The organism is Shewanella sp. GutDb-MelDb (genome assembly GCF_002836075.1).
Taxonomy (GTDB): domain Bacteria; phylum Pseudomonadota; class Gammaproteobacteria; order Enterobacterales; family Shewanellaceae; genus Shewanella.
In genome coordinates this window covers 1-15,370 of record NZ_PJBM01000140.1, presented here as the reverse complement: position 1 = coordinate 15,370, position 15,370 = coordinate 1, and the positions used below count along the sequence as shown (strand labels likewise).

The following is a 15,370-nucleotide window of genomic DNA, read 5'->3' as shown; positions in this document are numbered from 1 at the left end:
CAGCTGTCGATAATGGACGCCCAGCTAAAATCTCCAACTCACTCACATTAGGCGTAATTAACGTCAGTAAACCTTTAAACGGACTAAAATCGAGTTGTGCACCTTTAGCCAGTGCGTCGCCGCAAGTCGCTACCATCACAGGGTCAAGAATGACGGGTACAGTTAGATTATCGCCTTGCCATTGCGCGAGTTTGTCCGCTAACCAGCTTGCAACGATATTAATCTGCAGCTGACTTGCCAATAAACCAATTTTAATTGCCTTTGGTATGAGATCCGCTGCTAACGTATCAAGTTGCGCCACGAGCATCTCGTCAGAGACCGCCTCAACCGCTGCTACCGTCACCGAACTCTGTGCCGTGACAGCGGTGATCACGCTGCAACCATGTGTTTCAAGATCAAGCATGCTGGCCAAATCGGCCTGAACCCCTGCACCGCCGCCGCTATCGGAACCCGCAATCGTCCACACTAATGGACGATTGCTCGTTGGCAGTCGGCTAGAATTAACCTCAGCCATAACTACTCCTCTAACGCGACGACTTTACTTTCAGCGCCAGTGCCTGCTTCGTGATATAACTCAGCGCCCTTGGCCTTAAACTCAGCTGACATCTGCGCCATGCCACTGCTAATATCACTATCCGAAAGCGCTGATGTTTCAGTTTGACCGCTATAGGCTTGATACTCTGCGGGTGACTTAACTTCGACCCCCTTTGCTTCAACTTCTAACGCCAGCTTCTCTTGCGCTGCGGCGTAGTCGCGAACCTCTTGGCTTATTTTCATTGAACAGAACTTTGGACCACACATAGAGCAAAAGTGAGCCACTTTGGCTGACTCTTGCGGCAGTGACTCATCGTGATAAGCGCGAGCCGTTTCAGGATCCAAGCCTAAGTTATATTGATCTTCCCATCGGAACTCAAAACGTGCTTTTGAAAGTGCGTTATCTCGAATTTGTGCACTTGGGTGACCTTTAGCAACATCGCCAGCATGAGCCGCAATCTTATAAGCAATAAGCCCCTGTTTAACATCGTCTTTATTAGGTAAGCCCAGATGCTCTTTTGGCGTCACATAGCACAACATTGCACAGCCATACCAGGCAATCATCGCCGCGCCTATACCTGAGGTAAAGTGATCATAACCAGGAGCAATGTCGGTCGTTTGCGGGCCTAAAGTATAAAAAGGCGCCTCATCACAAATATCTAATTGCTTATCCATATTCTCTTTAATGAGGTTCATTGGAATATGGCCAGGCCCTTCAATGATGGTCTGAACATCGTATTGCCAGGCAATTTTAACCAGCTCGCCTAAGGTCTCGAGCTCTGCAAATTGAGCTTCATCATTGGCATCAGCAATCGAGCCCGGACGCATACCATCCCCTAATGACAGTGAGACATCATAAGCTGCACAGATCTCACAAATATCTCTGAAATGTTCATAGAGGAAGTTTTCTTTATGGTGCGACAAACACCATTTAGCCAGAATAGACCCCCCGCGCGATACGATGCCCGTGAGGCGTTTTGCGGTCATGGGTACGTAACACAGCAATACACCCGCATGGATAGTAAAGTAGTCAACGCCTTGCTCAGCTTGCTCTATCAAGGTGTCGCGGAATGTTTCCCAGTTAAGATCTTCAGCAACACCATTCACTTTTTCGAGTGCTTGATAGATAGGCACGGTTCCAATGGGGACAGGAGAGTTGCGGATAATCCACTCTCGGGTTTCGTGGATATAACGACCGGTAGACAAGTCCATTACCGTATCAGCCCCCCAGCGGGTAGACCACACCAGCTTTTCAACCTCTTCTTCGATAGAAGAAGTCACTGCTGAATTACCAATATTGGCGTTCACTTTCACTAAAAAGTTACGTCCAATAATCATCGGTTCAGCTTCAGGATGATTGATATTTAACGGGATAATGGCTCGGCCACGAGCAATTTCACTGCGAACAAACTCAGCAGTGATTGGCTCATCGATAACGGCGCCAAAGCTTTCGCCCTTATTTTTTTGAGTTAACATAGGGTCGGTCACCTCTGCCATTGCCATATTTTCGCGAATAGCGATATATTCCATTTCAGGGGTGATAATCCCTTGGCGGGCATAGTGCATTTGCGTTACGCGCTGACCAGACTTTGCACGGCGAGGAGGCACTAACGACTCAAAACGTAAATGGTCTAAACCATCATCGGCCAAGCGTTGCTGGGTAAAACCAGAGCTGACAGCGGGTAACTGTTCGGTATCATTTCGTTCAACGATCCAGTTATGACGTAATTTATCTAAGCCTTTGTGCACATCAATATTGGCATCAGGATCTGAGTAAGCCCCAGCACAGTCGTATACTTTCAGCGGTGGGTTAGCTTCAAATACAGGATTTTTCTCATCACCACTGAGCAAAGTGTCAGCTTGATGAATTTGGCGCATACCGACGTTAAGATCAACGCGGCTACCTTGAAGATAGATCTTCTCGGAATTTGGGTGTTGTAACGGTTTTAGGTTATCGATGAACTGTTGAGCTTGAGCTCGGGTTTCGCGGCGTTTAGACATTAGCAAACTCACTATTATAAAAATGAAGTTGCTTGTCAGGAGAAATGAGTAATTGAAAGTTGAAAATGAAACCGCGTCATAACGCTAATTCCAGATGCACTTAACCACCGAAATGTGACTGCTAGCAGCATTAATACAGCCGATACTATGCAGTTATTTCGCTTGTTACCTACGCAGGTTCTAGCCTGATCAGGTTCAACGGATCCCGAATAAACGGTCTCAGCCATATGGCACTCCGACAAGATGAGCCGGCAGTATAAGCCTAACAGTGACTAAGAAACAAGTACAAATCATTCACAAACCCCTGTTATGGTAAATATTTTTATTGACCCATAGCTTGTTGATAATAATACGAATAATTTAATACTGCATATTAAACCACTATTTATCATGAAAAATTATCACCTCAAAAACGACTATTTTCGACTAATCATTCTCTTTTCTAATCGTGCTGAGATAGCGTCATTAATCGCTTTTTTAACTTTATCGCCACCGCAGTTAAAGGGGTAACCGATATTTTCTGCGTAAGGGTTAATTTGGGTCGGCACCTGCACTATTCGAAAGCAGGTATCACCGTGACGTACGATACGGTTAGGATCGAGTCGATGATCTGTCGTGGGTATTTTGCTGTACTCATCTACCTCAGGAAAAACTAACTCTACCATGTCACCATCCATCTTACTCAAAGAGTGCGGCCCGCTATATTTATTGGCTTTATCGACAATCAGTGCATCTAGTGCGGCATCATTTTTTCGTTGAAGATAGGATTGAGCAATAGCCATTGCACTACGGCGAGGAACGTACGTCGGCAGGCTCTTATTAATTCTTATGTCCGTTTTTTCCGATAAATCCGTTGTCGGCAGTATGGCTTCAATGGTGTTGTCAGCCTCCATCGCGGGTTCATGTACTGGCGATGTCTCGACAAGTTCGTCAGCCTCGCTGGGGTTGTCGCTATCTGTTGGCGAATGACGTGGCGATCTCACCTTACTTGTTGAGCTGTCGATGCTATCCATCACCTCATCTTTTACCGGTTTAGCTTCGACATACAGGTATGATTGGATTTTGATTGGGGCAACAGTTGTAACCTTTAGCGTTTGTCTCACCCAAAGCTGATTAATAATACCAATCAATACAATGTGCAGTAAAATAACCCATATGAATGATTGAAACAGCTGAAATGAACGCAAGCAAGAAGAGCGTTTCACGCCGCCTTTATCACGATTATCTGCCTCAACAACGACCTCAGCGATAGAGGTTAATTCCGCAGCGGTGTTGATACCAAACATAGGTTTAACTAGAGGATGGCTGACCGGGAGCTCAAACTGTTTATCAGCCCTAATGACCGCCAAAGTTGCACTGGCTTCCTCAGTGCTTACCGATAAACTGAGCAGAGGTTGTCCTTTGCCATTCTCTGCTGCAAGCGCAGTAAAAACAGGTGCTGAGGATCTGCTAACTGGTTTCATCCGATGAATAACTCTATAGTCCATAAGGTTCAATTAACGCCATGAGAAGACAAGGTTAACCTTAATAATGGCGTTATTTATAACGATTGACTCATGCTGATTTATTTAACATGAAGCTTGTTTGTGGCTGGTTAATTAAGCTAATTTATCAATGAATAATAATCACTTAAAACATTAGATACCGCTTTATTACAAAAGTTCAACATCGAGTGTTATTGTCTTTTTTTATCATTGATCATCACTAATGTAATGGTGATTGCATTGGACCTATTTTAAGCTAACACGTGTACGCTAAACTATGACTATTATCATTAAAGCTGATACACTGCAGCTAATCGTGGTCAAACCAGAAGTCATTTACGCCTTATGTCTACTCAAGAATCAACCTTGTCGCCAAAGCAAACCCTAGTATCAAGTGCTAGTTATAGCGTTAAAGAAGAACTAGCAAACAGCCTAAGTCATGGGTTAGGCGTTGTGGCAGGTGTTATTGGCTTGATTATGTGTATTTTAAAAGGCTATGAGCAATTAACTTTTGTGCAAATGGCAGGTGTAGTGATTTACTGCGGCAGCATTATTTTGCTCTTTCTTTGCTCGACTCTATATCATAGCGCAACAGATAAAGCTTTGAAGCATAAATTAAAAATTGCCGACCATTGTGCCATCTACCTGTTGATAGCGGGTACCTATACCCCTTTAATGCTGATTAGTTTAGAAAATGAAAATGGCAACGGAAATGCCAACTTGGTGCTCATTGCCATTTGGTCATTGGCAATCGGAGGCATTCTTTTCAAGACACTCTTTATCACTCGCTTTAAAGTCTTCAGTCTAGCCTTGTACCTTGCCATGGGTTGGCTCTGTGTCACCGTGATGAAAGAGTTAATTGCAGGAATGTCGCCATTAGGCTTTAACCTTCTCATTATTGGCGGGTTATTTTACAGTTTAGGGATTGTTTTTTATGTTGCTAAACGCATTCCCTACAACCACGCGATATGGCACTTGTTTGTATTAGGTGGCGCCATTAGCCACTTCCTCTGCGTTTACTTAACGGTCATTTAATCGTGTATAAATGGTCTTCATTGTGTAATGACAATATAACACTAAATGACTGAGCTCTTATTTTAGACAAGGATTTGTTAGCGTATTGGTTTGATGTAGCGTAGAGGGTATTAGTCTATATATCGCGATATAGCTTTCTTCGAACAAAGACGACTCGTTAGCTTAGAGCCCCTATAACATTAACACTGTAGATGTCAGTCTCATCGATAAGGAAAAATAGACCACTTTCCTCCGGCAGCGAAACTATTTTTCTTTTACTGCACTTTTCACCATACTTTTTATATGTTGCATAAATGTCTTAAAATGGGCATAAAATCTAAAAAAACGCATGTTTGCAATGTTCAATCATAACGGGACCTAATAAGCGTAGCGCAACAGCAACCTTAGTTACAAGAGAGTCTTCCAACCCACTGCCTTTCTTTAAGTTTCTACAGCCTTGAACAAATCTTCTCTATCTTGTAACTCAAACTGTCGTGTTTTCCCCATTTCCTCTAGCGATACTCCCTCTTCAATGGTGATGCGGTAGCAATTATCACTTCGAATTTTAGTGGTCATCGTTATTGCCTCTAGTGTTAGGTGCTTATCGATATATTACTGTTTACAATATTTAAAATCGCAATACTGAGTACCATAATTGTTTCTTTAACGGTTTCTTTTAGTTAGTCATCATCCGGATTCATTGCTTCTTTTATTTCATCACTGCCGAACCCTTTCCGGGATAAATAGGCGTACGCTTTCGACTTTCCTTTATAATCCGATAAGTCATAGCGCTTTTTCGCCAACTCTTTTTTACAACTTTGATAAAAGTCGACATCTTCTGATAGCGTTAATTTGTACACAGTATCTTCAAAGTCACTCACATCAATCAGTCGCTGCTTTAATTCTTGCAAGATCAAGGTTTCGCCTTTACCTTTGTTAAATAGCTTGATTATTTCCGTTGTTAAGTCAACTTTGTCTGCTTTCACCGCTAATTTACTGCGCAGTGTTTCACGCTCTGGATGTTGTGATAATGCGTGATCTATTTCTACGCGAGAGAAACCTTTAGTGGTCATCTGCGTATAGACCTTTTCTTTGTTGGTGCCATAAAAGTTATCAAACTTGCTTAACAGCCTAGATGTGGCCATCTCAAACGCATCGACTTTTTGCTCGTCCATTACTTGCTCTATCGCAGTATCAATGTCGGTGACGGGAACGCCGCGCAGTTGTAACTTACGTCTTATTGCGCCTTTACCGAGTTCATTACTAAAGGCTACCTCGCAATAGCGCACCGCAAAGTCAAAGTCATTTTTTAAATATTCGTTCTCTATTAGTTTGGCGAGGACAATATCAATCCATTCTTGGTTTTCGGTTTTCCGTTCAAGCTTGGTCCGAATTTCATTAATGGTAAAATCTTGCTGACCAAGGTGCCAATAGGCGCTATTGAAAACGTTATCGATAGTTTTGGCTTGACGTAATGGTTGGCGCTGCATAACAAATTGATCTTAAATTAAAAAATAACCAAAAGCAGTGTAGCAGATCCCCGCGTTGTTGAGTACGCACTAGGTGTATCTTCGTACTCGAATACGATTTGACAAAAACCATATATGCCCCGGTTAACTCTGCTTGTATTAGGGAATGTGTGAGAAAAGTAGATGCAGATAAACAGCATATAAACGCGTCTTTACCCCCAACACTTCTTGGGCATTTTGATAGGCACTTACCCTAACCCACATCTTTACATCAGTGGGTTAGTGCTTAGGCTTTAATTCATGAAATTCTGATTAGGGAATGTAAGAAGCTTACGGTGTCGCAACGCCTTAATAACAAATAAGATTGGTTGTAAAAAGTGCAAAGAGTCAAGATGGATGTTAAATTTTACATTTATTATCAAATCGTTACACTGCCTATACGTATAAAACCCCTTTCAACGTAGTTATCGCTGAACCAATCAGTTTCACTCGATTATTTGGCAATAATTCAACATTGACGAAACCACCACGGGCAGAAGCTTGATAGCCTTTAAGCTTGTTTTTCTTAAGCTTTGCTTCCCAATATACAGCTAAAGCACAATGTGCTGAACCCGTAACTGGGTCTTCATTAACACCAACCCAAGGAGCAAAATACCGAGAAATAAAATCAAATTCACTGGATACTGATTTTGCAGTAATGACAACACTACGGCCCTTTAATTTCTTTAAGCCATCAAAGTTTGGGTTTAACCCCAACAGCGTTTCCTCGCTGTCAATTTCGATAAAAAATTTTGAATCGAAGTGACCCAAAAAAATCACGTGTTCTGGATTGATCCCAAGAAGATCTAAGAGCTCTACATGGCTAGAAATACCCGAATTGATAGTGGTTGATGGAAAATCCATTTCAATCGTTTTATCTTGTACTGTGACCAGTAAAGCACCTGACAATGTGTCAAAAACTAATGTATCGCCAATCGCAACCAAGCCATTTTCCTTTAAAACATGTGCGACGGCCAATGTTCCATGACCACACAAGCTTACTTCTATTTTGGGTGTAAACCACCTTAATTTCATGTTACTTAATGATAAAAATGCAGTTTCAGAAACTGCCATTTCTTCTGCGATAGAAAACATGAGATTTTCATCAAGATCATTTTCTGATATACAAACTCCAGCTGGATTCCCTTTAAATGGCTTAGTCGTAAATGAATCAACTTGATATATATCTAATTCCAAGATTTCCTCCTTGCGTTGAACAACTTGGTTGCATAACGACTTATTATGCGTCCGTTTGAAAAACCTATTAAGCCTAATTCCACTTATTTAGGCTTTTCTTCGTGCACAAGCATGTTCATAAATTTTGTAAATCGCCTAAGTCTGGTTTCGGGTTTCTTCGCACTTTTCAATCCATACGCGATAGCATAACGACTCGATTTATTGAGAGTATCAAAAAACGCCTTAACATTCGGCTTGCTCTCCAGTGCCGCTAGGAAGTCTGCGGGTACTTCCATTTCACTTAGCACATAGGCATTTTCCCAGCGACCGTCCGCTTTTGCAGCACGAATATGCACGAGCCCTGATTCCATCATCCGGCTCTCATTTATCAAACTCTCCGCATGCTCTGTATTTCTTTTAGACCAGTTACTGCGCGTTTTTCTGGGAGTAATGCGCTGAAGGTAGGCTTGGTCATCGATTGACTTCTTAATACCGTCGATCCAACCCCAACATAGAACCTCAATCACGAGCTCATCCCAAGTCACGCTCTGAATCCTAGTATTTTTCTTGTATATCTTCACCCATAGTTCACTTTCAGAGGCGTGATTCACTTTGAGCCACTGACTGAGATCTTTCGGCGATACAAAGGTCATGATTCTCGCTGGATTGGCTTCAGGCATAAAACTTGATTCTCTTCGGGATAACGTCGCATTAAGCGCACTAACATTGTTAGTTATAATATGGCCAATAAACATAACAAACTGTTTTGTTCAACAGCTTATTCAATAGCAGTTCGATAACGTTCTTGACTGTACGCTTATGTCAACCCAAGGTAGCATTGCTAAGCTATTGTCGTAAATGGGTTTATTTACGTAATTATTACCAATAATAGAGAGTATTTTTCAGGGAGAAATAGAGCCTGCTTGTTTACGAGGTCTACGTATCACTTTTATCATTTCGCAGTAGTTTGATATAAATAGCTTTTATCAATTGTTACAGAGTCATCGGTAGCTAACGGCCGCATCTTAGTTTAGGGATGAAAACCCCAAACGAGGTGCATGAAAAAGCCAGCTGGGAGTACCAACTGGCTTAATAAAAACCGTCAACCTATTTTAGGACTGGCACATAACGGGTTATTCGCAATGTTAATTGTAAATACTCGCTAATCTGTTCATATTCAAATTAGTCGTATTCAGACTAATCGTATTCAGAAGAGTAAGTCTCTGAATAAGTGTGTGAGTAAAGCTCAAATAAGTTTCCAAATGGATCTTCAAGGTAAACCATTTGGTAAGGTTTGCTATCATCTTCAGGATGATAACGCATGATATCCATTCTCACTTTGCCACCGAACTTTTTGGTTCTTTCAATAACACCTTCAAAATCATCCGTTTCAAGACAAAAGTGAAAGATACCAATCCGAGAGAAATCAACTACGTGTCGCTCTTGGCGCTCTTTCATTTCAAATAGCTCAAAACCAATGCCATCGGTTGTCACTAGGTGTGCAATATTAAAGCCTTTAAAGCCTTCCCCAAAAACAGCAATACACATTTTACCGATTGCAGTTTCGCGTTCCTCTTCGACCTTAGTATTGCCCATGACAATCTTAAGACCAAGCGCATTGGTATAAAACTCAACAGCTTTATCCATATCCCCAACAAGGATCCCAACATGACTCATTTTCATAATATGCTCCAAAAACCTAGTTAACTGATGTGTTGTTTGTTTTGATGAGCTAAGTATATGGACAAGATGGCATTACGTAAAATTATAGTTATTTATTAAAATAATAATTTTATGTAATAACCCGATAGTAATGAGTGATAATAAACAGGCTTGACGCTCTCTCAGTGCCAGAAGGGTTACCATTCATTACCCGATGAGAAATTTTATAATAAGTTGAGACTCTTAACGCGGGGCCGAGGAAAATCAGTTAGCACTTAAGCCCTATGATTTACGGTTTTAACTACCACAAGTATGACTGTGGTAACACGCTAACGTCACTAACGCGGATCAAGTGTAGCGACGTATCAAACGACTTCGTAGATTACAATTATAAGCGCCTAATAAAGGACGTTCTGAATTATAGTATTGATATCCGATTCAATGTTATTTTTCATATTCTTCAATAACGCATTGGGGAGTTGGGAAATCAAATAACACAGGTTTGACCGGCGATATGCTGCCATCAAAGATGCCAATGACTTCGTCCTTTAATCCATGCAAAATATCATTGGCAGTTCGACCTGTCAGCTCAAGCAGTAATATCATTTCAGGCTGAAACGTAAACTGCTCTTCCAGTTCAAAAATATCACTGACGACTTTGTTAACATCAAGGCTAGCTAATCCCAAATGATGTTTTTCTCTGCGACGGATCAACGCATTACGGATAAATTCTGCAGCGCAGAGCTTAATAAAGTCGTCACAATATGCAGCATCAGCGAAACGCTTAACAAATGATGCCGGCGGTTTGGGTAAGACGGCTTCAGTTGAATAAACCGTCAATCGGCCAAGGATCATCGCTGCATAAAGCACGGCCAACTGTTCACTTTCAGAGCACTGCCGCACAAACTGACGTTTGGGTTTATCAAAGCCCAATTCATAACCGCGATCAGATGTGCCAAAAGCGTCACAGTAGAGATCAATATATTGTTCCCCTAAATCCGCTAAAGCATAAACGGGATCTTTGATGATCTGTGCCTCACCGGTTGTAACCAACGCAAAGGATGTGCCGAGGAAAAAATTGTAGGCGGTCATCTTTTTTATATAAGCAACCAATAACGGTCTTAGTGCATCATTTTTAGCGAGTACACTATAAAAACTAGCCTTACATACCTTTGGTTTTCCAAGCGACTGTCCATGCTCATCAACGCCGATAAAGCGGTAATCACGATACAACCTCCTCTCTGTTTCGACACTTTCTAAATCAAGATCTTGGGTTAGCGTTTCAATACCACGTTGCAGCGATCCCAGATCGCCGAGGGAATATTCAATCGTAACAGCGTGAATTTTCAATTTAACAATACCTTGTTTCCTGATTTTTTTACTCAACATATTTGAATGATGAGATAAAAATAATACTTAAGCTAAAATAGTAGCCATAGACCTAATGACTCCCCACGAGGTGCTAGTTTCCATTACGTGGGTTAGTTTAAAACCAGAGCCTCCTGTTATATGTGTTCCACATATAACAGGAGGCTCGTATGACCAATAATAGCATTATTTCTTTCGCTCCAGATACCCATAAACAATCCATTTAATGAGTGTATTCACTTGATAGTATTAAAAATAATAATTTAGGCGCGAAAACTAACAACGGAAAAAAATTTAAAAAATGTGCAAGACAGTTACAATCAGAATACTGCGAAGTAACTTTACACTTAATACATGAAGCGGGTCCCTGCGGTGATTAATGGTCGTCATAATGAATAGCAATCATTACTCAATGATTGCTATCTGACCCGAACTCACTATTTACGTGAGAGTGTCACCAACACCGCCACTACAGCGCAGGCGATTAGCACCAAGCCTAAGTGTTGAGCAGTACCAGCCAGCGCCAAACCACTGCCAATAAGCAGATAATACATCAACCCAAATATCGCAGCCGCACTGCCCGCTTGCTGTTTATAATTGACTAAAGCCAGACTTAGTACATTGGGGATCGCAATAGCAAAAGCCATCACAACCAACATCATTGGCGCCAAAAACAAGATAGAGTCGAGCAACATATACACCCCAAAAGCTCCCACGGTAAGTTGAACAGCAGAGAGCCAAAGCAGAGAGCGTGCAGACACCTTTTTGGACAGAAGGATTTTGTTAAAGTAACACCCCATAAATGTGCCAAGGCCTAACACCATTCCACTGTAACCAAATTGCTCTGAATCAAATCCCAGTTTTGTAAAGATAAACCCACCAAGTTGATAATAAGAAAACAATGCAATGTTATATAGCGCAACCAATAATGCAGATTGCCAAATGTGAGCATCTTTCAACATTAGAACACTTAACTTACCCAGCGCTAAAGGTCGCTTTTCACGCTGAGTTTCAGGAAGCGTAAATACATTAAGGATCAATAAGCCTAATGCCATCATAAATAGAGCTAAGAATATATAATAGTGACCACCCGCTTGCGATAATTGACCACCCAATAACATCCCCACAACAGGACTAATAGAGAGCCCAAATCCCATTAAACTAAAGACTTTAGCGAGGTCTTCGCCTTCAAATGCGTCACGCAACATCGTCTGGGTCACAACAGAGCCAACGGCTATTCCGAATGCACTTAATGCTCTTGCGACCATTAGAACGGTGAAGTTTTCTGTTTGCATTGCTAATAAAGCGGCGCAGCCGTAAATAAACAGTCCAATGAGCATTGTTGGTCGCCTACCCCATGTATCCGACAATATCCCCCAGACCACAACGCCAATAGCAAATGCAGTAAAGTAGATAGATAATGTTTGAGCTGCCTGCGCATAAGTCACTGCAAATGATTGTGAAATGGAACCTAACGCTGGGCTATAGATGGTTTCCACTATTTGAGGAAACATCAACATGACAACCATCAACCATAAAGACGGTTTAGTGTTCATTTTGGAACCTGTGATTAATTAACTTGGCGGGCAGTATAGATGTGGCTATCCTTTAGCTATTAACAACATTAATACCAAAAACATCAGAATTCGGACAAATGGCGATTATTAATCCACAAACCCAGTTCGACGCAGATAAAATGGCCTCCTCCGTAGTGGGGATCGCCATCAATGTCGGTGCGCATGACTCCGGGATGCATCAGCACAGCAAAGGGCAATTACTCTATGCACCACAAGGAAGTATGACCTTTGCCTTAGAAAACTCTATCTGCATATTGCCGCCAACAAAAGCGGTCTGGATCCCGCCGCATACACAGCATCGAGCGGTGATGACGAATGTAGTCGCTTATCGCTCGCTATATTTTGATTGCACCATGTTCCAATGTCCAAAAGACATCACCATGTTTGAAGTAGATGCTCTGTTAAAAGCGTTAATTGATAAAATGGCGCTATGGCCATGGGATAAACCCGATGACGAAACAAAGCACACTATTGCACTTTTTTGGGAGGAATTTTACGCCGCTAAACGCTATGAGTTCCAACTCCCTTTACCTTCAGACCGCCGATTACAAAAATTCCGCCAACAAATGATACAAGAAACTTTTCTTCCTCCATCGCTGACCTCTGTCGCGGCTTCCATCGGGGCAAGTACCAAAACAGCCACCCGATTATTTAAAGCAGAAACAGGAATGTCCTATCAAGACTGGAGACAGCAATGGCGTTTACTCAAGGCAATTGAGTTATTGTCTAGAAAAATGCAAGTCAGTAACGTTGCTGATGGATTGGAGTTTTCCTCTGATAGCGCTTTTATCGCATTTTTCAAGAAACAAACGGGCCAAACACCACTAACTTTTATGAACAGCAAAGCAGAAACATTAGATTAGGTTCCAATGGTATCTGGCAAGTTTACTTAGTAAATGCTTAAAAACAATTAGTTAACGACACGCGTGGTAACAGACAACTTAAATATACTAAATAAAAAGGAGGCCTTAGGCCTCCTTTTTATTACATTCACTCTTTGTCATCATGCTGTCAACAATAATGACTCCTGTAAGCTAAAGCACGTATTTTGCTGAAAACATCAATCGATTAAGCTCACCCTCAAGGCCGCTTTCTTTACTGTTCTTAGCATACATATATTCAACCCCTAGCGTTAATGGTTTTATAGGGGAGTAGAGCAAGTTAACATAGCCAGAATATGAGTCTTTGTTAACGTTTTCGCCGGTCAAGCTGACATCATTATCTGCGCTAAAGGCTGATGCAGTCACACTTGAACGCCATTTTCCATTCCACCAATGGCGGTAAGCAATAAAACCGCCATAAGAGGTAATCGCTTCAATATCGCCATCAGAATCGATAACCCCAGCATTCACATAGTTGAGTGCCATGTAACGACCAAGACCCTCACCGTAGGTCGCAGTAAATTTAATGTCATCTTTACCAACGGGTAAGATGCCACTTAAACTCACGCCGTAACCCAATGCAGTCGAATCTAGTTGAGTTCCACCCTGCTTAGTTTCTATATTGAGCTGTCTTCCTATACCGGCAAGAGATAGCTTGGTGCCACCGTCGGTCTTAATGTTATAACGTGCCACAAAATCAGGCACCATACCACTGCCACTCACCATCCTCGAACCAGTTTGGTACTCATTTAAGGTCGTTTCAGGGTTTTCTACTGAAAATTGGAAGCCACCATTGGTGTAACGTATTTGAGTTTGACGTACAAAAGGTGTCCCTTCTGCTGCTCCAACAAAATCAAGATTCTCTGGTAAGGCTGCAGGGTTTTGAAAAGTTGTCCATGTTTGACCAAAGGTCCATTTATCAAAGCTAACAAACGCATGACGAATTCGCGGAGAATAGCTATTAGACACGCGTTCATTACCATCGGCGTGAGTCATGAAGTCTAGTTCGATAAATCCTGTTAGTTTATGACCCTCTATATTAGTGATGGTCTTGAAATTAAACCTAGACTCTCTTGCCTGAAAATCAATAACTTGACTTCCATTACCATCAACACCATATATTGTGCCTGGTACATAGAACTGTCTAGAAATAGCTCCTGAACCTGGAGCACCATTACTATAATCACTCAACATTGCATCGACTTTGACATAGCCACCAAACTGCATATCAGTATTGTCTAAAACCGCTGCGTTAACACAAGTAGCAGAAAAAGCACTCGCCACAAATATTCCAATTAAGCTCAATCCTCTTTTATTTTTATAGAATTGACTATTGATCGAGCTTTCTTGAGTTGCAAACAAACATTTATTCATCACATCACCATTATTTTTATTGTTAAAAAATAACCTTCTCTAAAATAAAATAACGTAGAGAAGGCGTTCCACATAGACACCGTTCAACAGCAATAAGCCAGTGAAGCAACTTCGTGCGCCAATTGGTGTAATCAAACATCCGGGTCCAAACTACTTTTGCAGGGAGCAATAGACTAGGCGTTTATCATTATGAAAAGCCCAACCATATTAAGAAGACAAAAACTCAATATGGCGGGTGACTTCGGTACAAACCGAAGATGGAGAACTCGCTAAACGGCAGTAGACTACTCTTTGAACTTATCAAACTTAAAAGTATGACAATTGCTGCACATTGGCTTTTTAGATGTATGCTCGCCATGACACTCTTGGCAAGGTAACTCTTTACCGTAATGCAGGTTGTTATGTGGATTCTGCCACTTATCTTCTTCGCTACGCGCTGTTTGCTCTGCTAAGTCATCTACATCATGACACTGCAAACATGCTTGATCTGATGGAAACTGTTTGATGCCATTGTCGTGGCATGTTTTACAGTCTTTACCGATCACTTCTTTATGGTGGTCTCGCACCTCTACTGCTTGTGCAGATAGAGTTAACAGGCAACCCAATGTTAGCGCTAATACCGCTTTAAATTTACTCATCACTCATTCCTTTTATTATCTGGTAAATTTAGGCTTTCATGACGCTGCGTGCAGCTGTCATACCCATCACCATGCATTCCGGAATTGAGCAACTACCTAAACGGCTCACACCATGAATACCACCACAGACTTCGCCGGCTGCATATAGACCAG

General features: G+C 41.7%; 15 protein-coding genes and 1 riboswitch. Of the genes, 2 read left to right on the top strand and 13 right to left on the bottom strand.

Annotated features, from left to right (window positions below; translation table 11 throughout):
• The 3 genes from CXF82_RS05785 to CXF82_RS05775 form a co-directional block, all read right to left on the bottom strand.
• On the bottom strand, nt 1-514 hold a 514-nt coding region (locus tag CXF82_RS05785; RefSeq protein WP_180961174.1), incomplete at its 3' end, for a bifunctional hydroxymethylpyrimidine kinase/phosphomethylpyrimidine kinase.
• A gap of 2 nt (nt 515-516) precedes the next feature.
• On the bottom strand, nt 517-2,535 hold the full coding sequence (gene thiC, locus CXF82_RS05780; RefSeq protein ID WP_102043810.1) for a phosphomethylpyrimidine synthase ThiC: 2,019 nt from the start codon (nt 2,533-2,535) through the stop codon (nt 517-519).
• A gap of 149 nt (nt 2,536-2,684) precedes the next feature.
• Nucleotides 2,685-2,783, bottom strand: a riboswitch (TPP riboswitch).
• 168 nt (nt 2,784-2,951) lie between these two features.
• Nucleotides 2,952-3,998: a hypothetical protein gene (locus CXF82_RS05775; RefSeq protein ID WP_102043809.1), complete on the bottom strand. Its 1,047-nt coding sequence runs from the start codon at nt 3,996-3,998 to the stop codon at nt 2,952-2,954.
• Nucleotides 3,999-4,364: 366 nt separating this feature from the next.
• On the opposite strand from CXF82_RS05775, the gene CXF82_RS05770 reads away from it, so the two are divergent.
• Nucleotides 4,365-5,054, top strand: a complete 690-nt coding sequence (locus CXF82_RS05770; protein WP_102043808.1) for a PAQR family membrane homeostasis protein TrhA — start codon at nt 4,365-4,367, stop codon at nt 5,052-5,054.
• Between the two features lie 420 nt (nt 5,055-5,474).
• Here the strand turns inward: CXF82_RS05770 and CXF82_RS22460 are convergent, their stop codons facing one another.
• From CXF82_RS22460 to CXF82_RS05735, 7 genes are all read right to left on the bottom strand, one after another.
• Nucleotides 5,475-5,609 carry a DUF3861 domain-containing protein gene (locus CXF82_RS22460; RefSeq protein WP_219621771.1) on the bottom strand — a complete coding sequence of 45 codons (135 nt, stop codon included), beginning with the start codon at nt 5,607-5,609 and terminating at the stop codon, nt 5,475-5,477.
• A gap of 104 nt (nt 5,610-5,713) precedes the next feature.
• A complete protein-coding gene (locus CXF82_RS05760; RefSeq protein ID WP_101092024.1) occupies nt 5,714-6,523 on the bottom strand; it encodes a RecX family transcriptional regulator in 810 nt (269 codons plus the stop codon).
• 414 nt (nt 6,524-6,937) lie between these two features.
• Nucleotides 6,938-7,738 carry a PhzF family phenazine biosynthesis protein gene (locus CXF82_RS05755; RefSeq protein WP_102043807.1) on the bottom strand — a complete coding sequence of 267 codons (801 nt, stop codon included), beginning with the start codon at nt 7,736-7,738 and terminating at the stop codon, nt 6,938-6,940.
• Between the two features lie 83 nt (nt 7,739-7,821).
• A complete protein-coding gene (locus CXF82_RS05750) occupies nt 7,822-8,397 on the bottom strand; it encodes a YdeI/OmpD-associated family protein (protein WP_102043806.1) in 576 nt (191 codons plus the stop codon).
• A 517-nt stretch (nt 8,398-8,914) separates the two neighbouring features.
• A complete protein-coding gene (locus CXF82_RS05745; RefSeq protein ID WP_101092021.1) occupies nt 8,915-9,400 on the bottom strand; it encodes a VOC family protein in 486 nt (161 codons plus the stop codon).
• Between the two features lie 423 nt (nt 9,401-9,823).
• Nucleotides 9,824-10,729 carry a hypothetical protein gene (locus CXF82_RS05740; protein ID WP_145991660.1) on the bottom strand — a complete coding sequence of 302 codons (906 nt, stop codon included), beginning with the start codon at nt 10,727-10,729 and terminating at the stop codon, nt 9,824-9,826.
• A 455-nt stretch (nt 10,730-11,184) separates the two neighbouring features.
• Complete coding sequence (locus CXF82_RS05735) at nt 11,185-12,303, bottom strand: multidrug effflux MFS transporter (protein WP_102043805.1); 1,119 nt, start codon at nt 12,301-12,303, stop codon at nt 11,185-11,187.
• A gap of 98 nt (nt 12,304-12,401) precedes the next feature.
• On the opposite strand from CXF82_RS05735, the gene CXF82_RS05730 reads away from it, so the two are divergent.
• Nucleotides 12,402-13,187, top strand: a complete 786-nt coding sequence (locus CXF82_RS05730) for an AraC family transcriptional regulator (RefSeq protein ID WP_101092018.1) — start codon at nt 12,402-12,404, stop codon at nt 13,185-13,187.
• A gap of 171 nt (nt 13,188-13,358) precedes the next feature.
• On the opposite strand, the gene CXF82_RS05725 is transcribed toward CXF82_RS05730, so the two are convergent.
• The 3 genes from CXF82_RS05725 to CXF82_RS22540 all read right to left on the bottom strand — a co-directional run.
• Nucleotides 13,359-14,579 (bottom strand): DcaP family trimeric outer membrane transporter, encoded by a 1,221-nt coding sequence (locus CXF82_RS05725; RefSeq protein WP_219621770.1) that lies wholly within the window; start codon nt 14,577-14,579, stop codon nt 13,359-13,361.
• Between the two features lie 284 nt (nt 14,580-14,863).
• Nucleotides 14,864-15,217 carry an acrylate reductase cytochrome subunit ArdB gene (locus CXF82_RS05720; protein ID WP_101092017.1) on the bottom strand — a complete coding sequence of 118 codons (354 nt, stop codon included), beginning with the start codon at nt 15,215-15,217 and terminating at the stop codon, nt 14,864-14,866.
• 28 nt (nt 15,218-15,245) lie between these two features.
• The coding region (locus CXF82_RS22540) for an FAD-binding protein (protein ID WP_145991659.1) at nt 15,246-15,370 on the bottom strand (125 nt) is incomplete at its 5' end.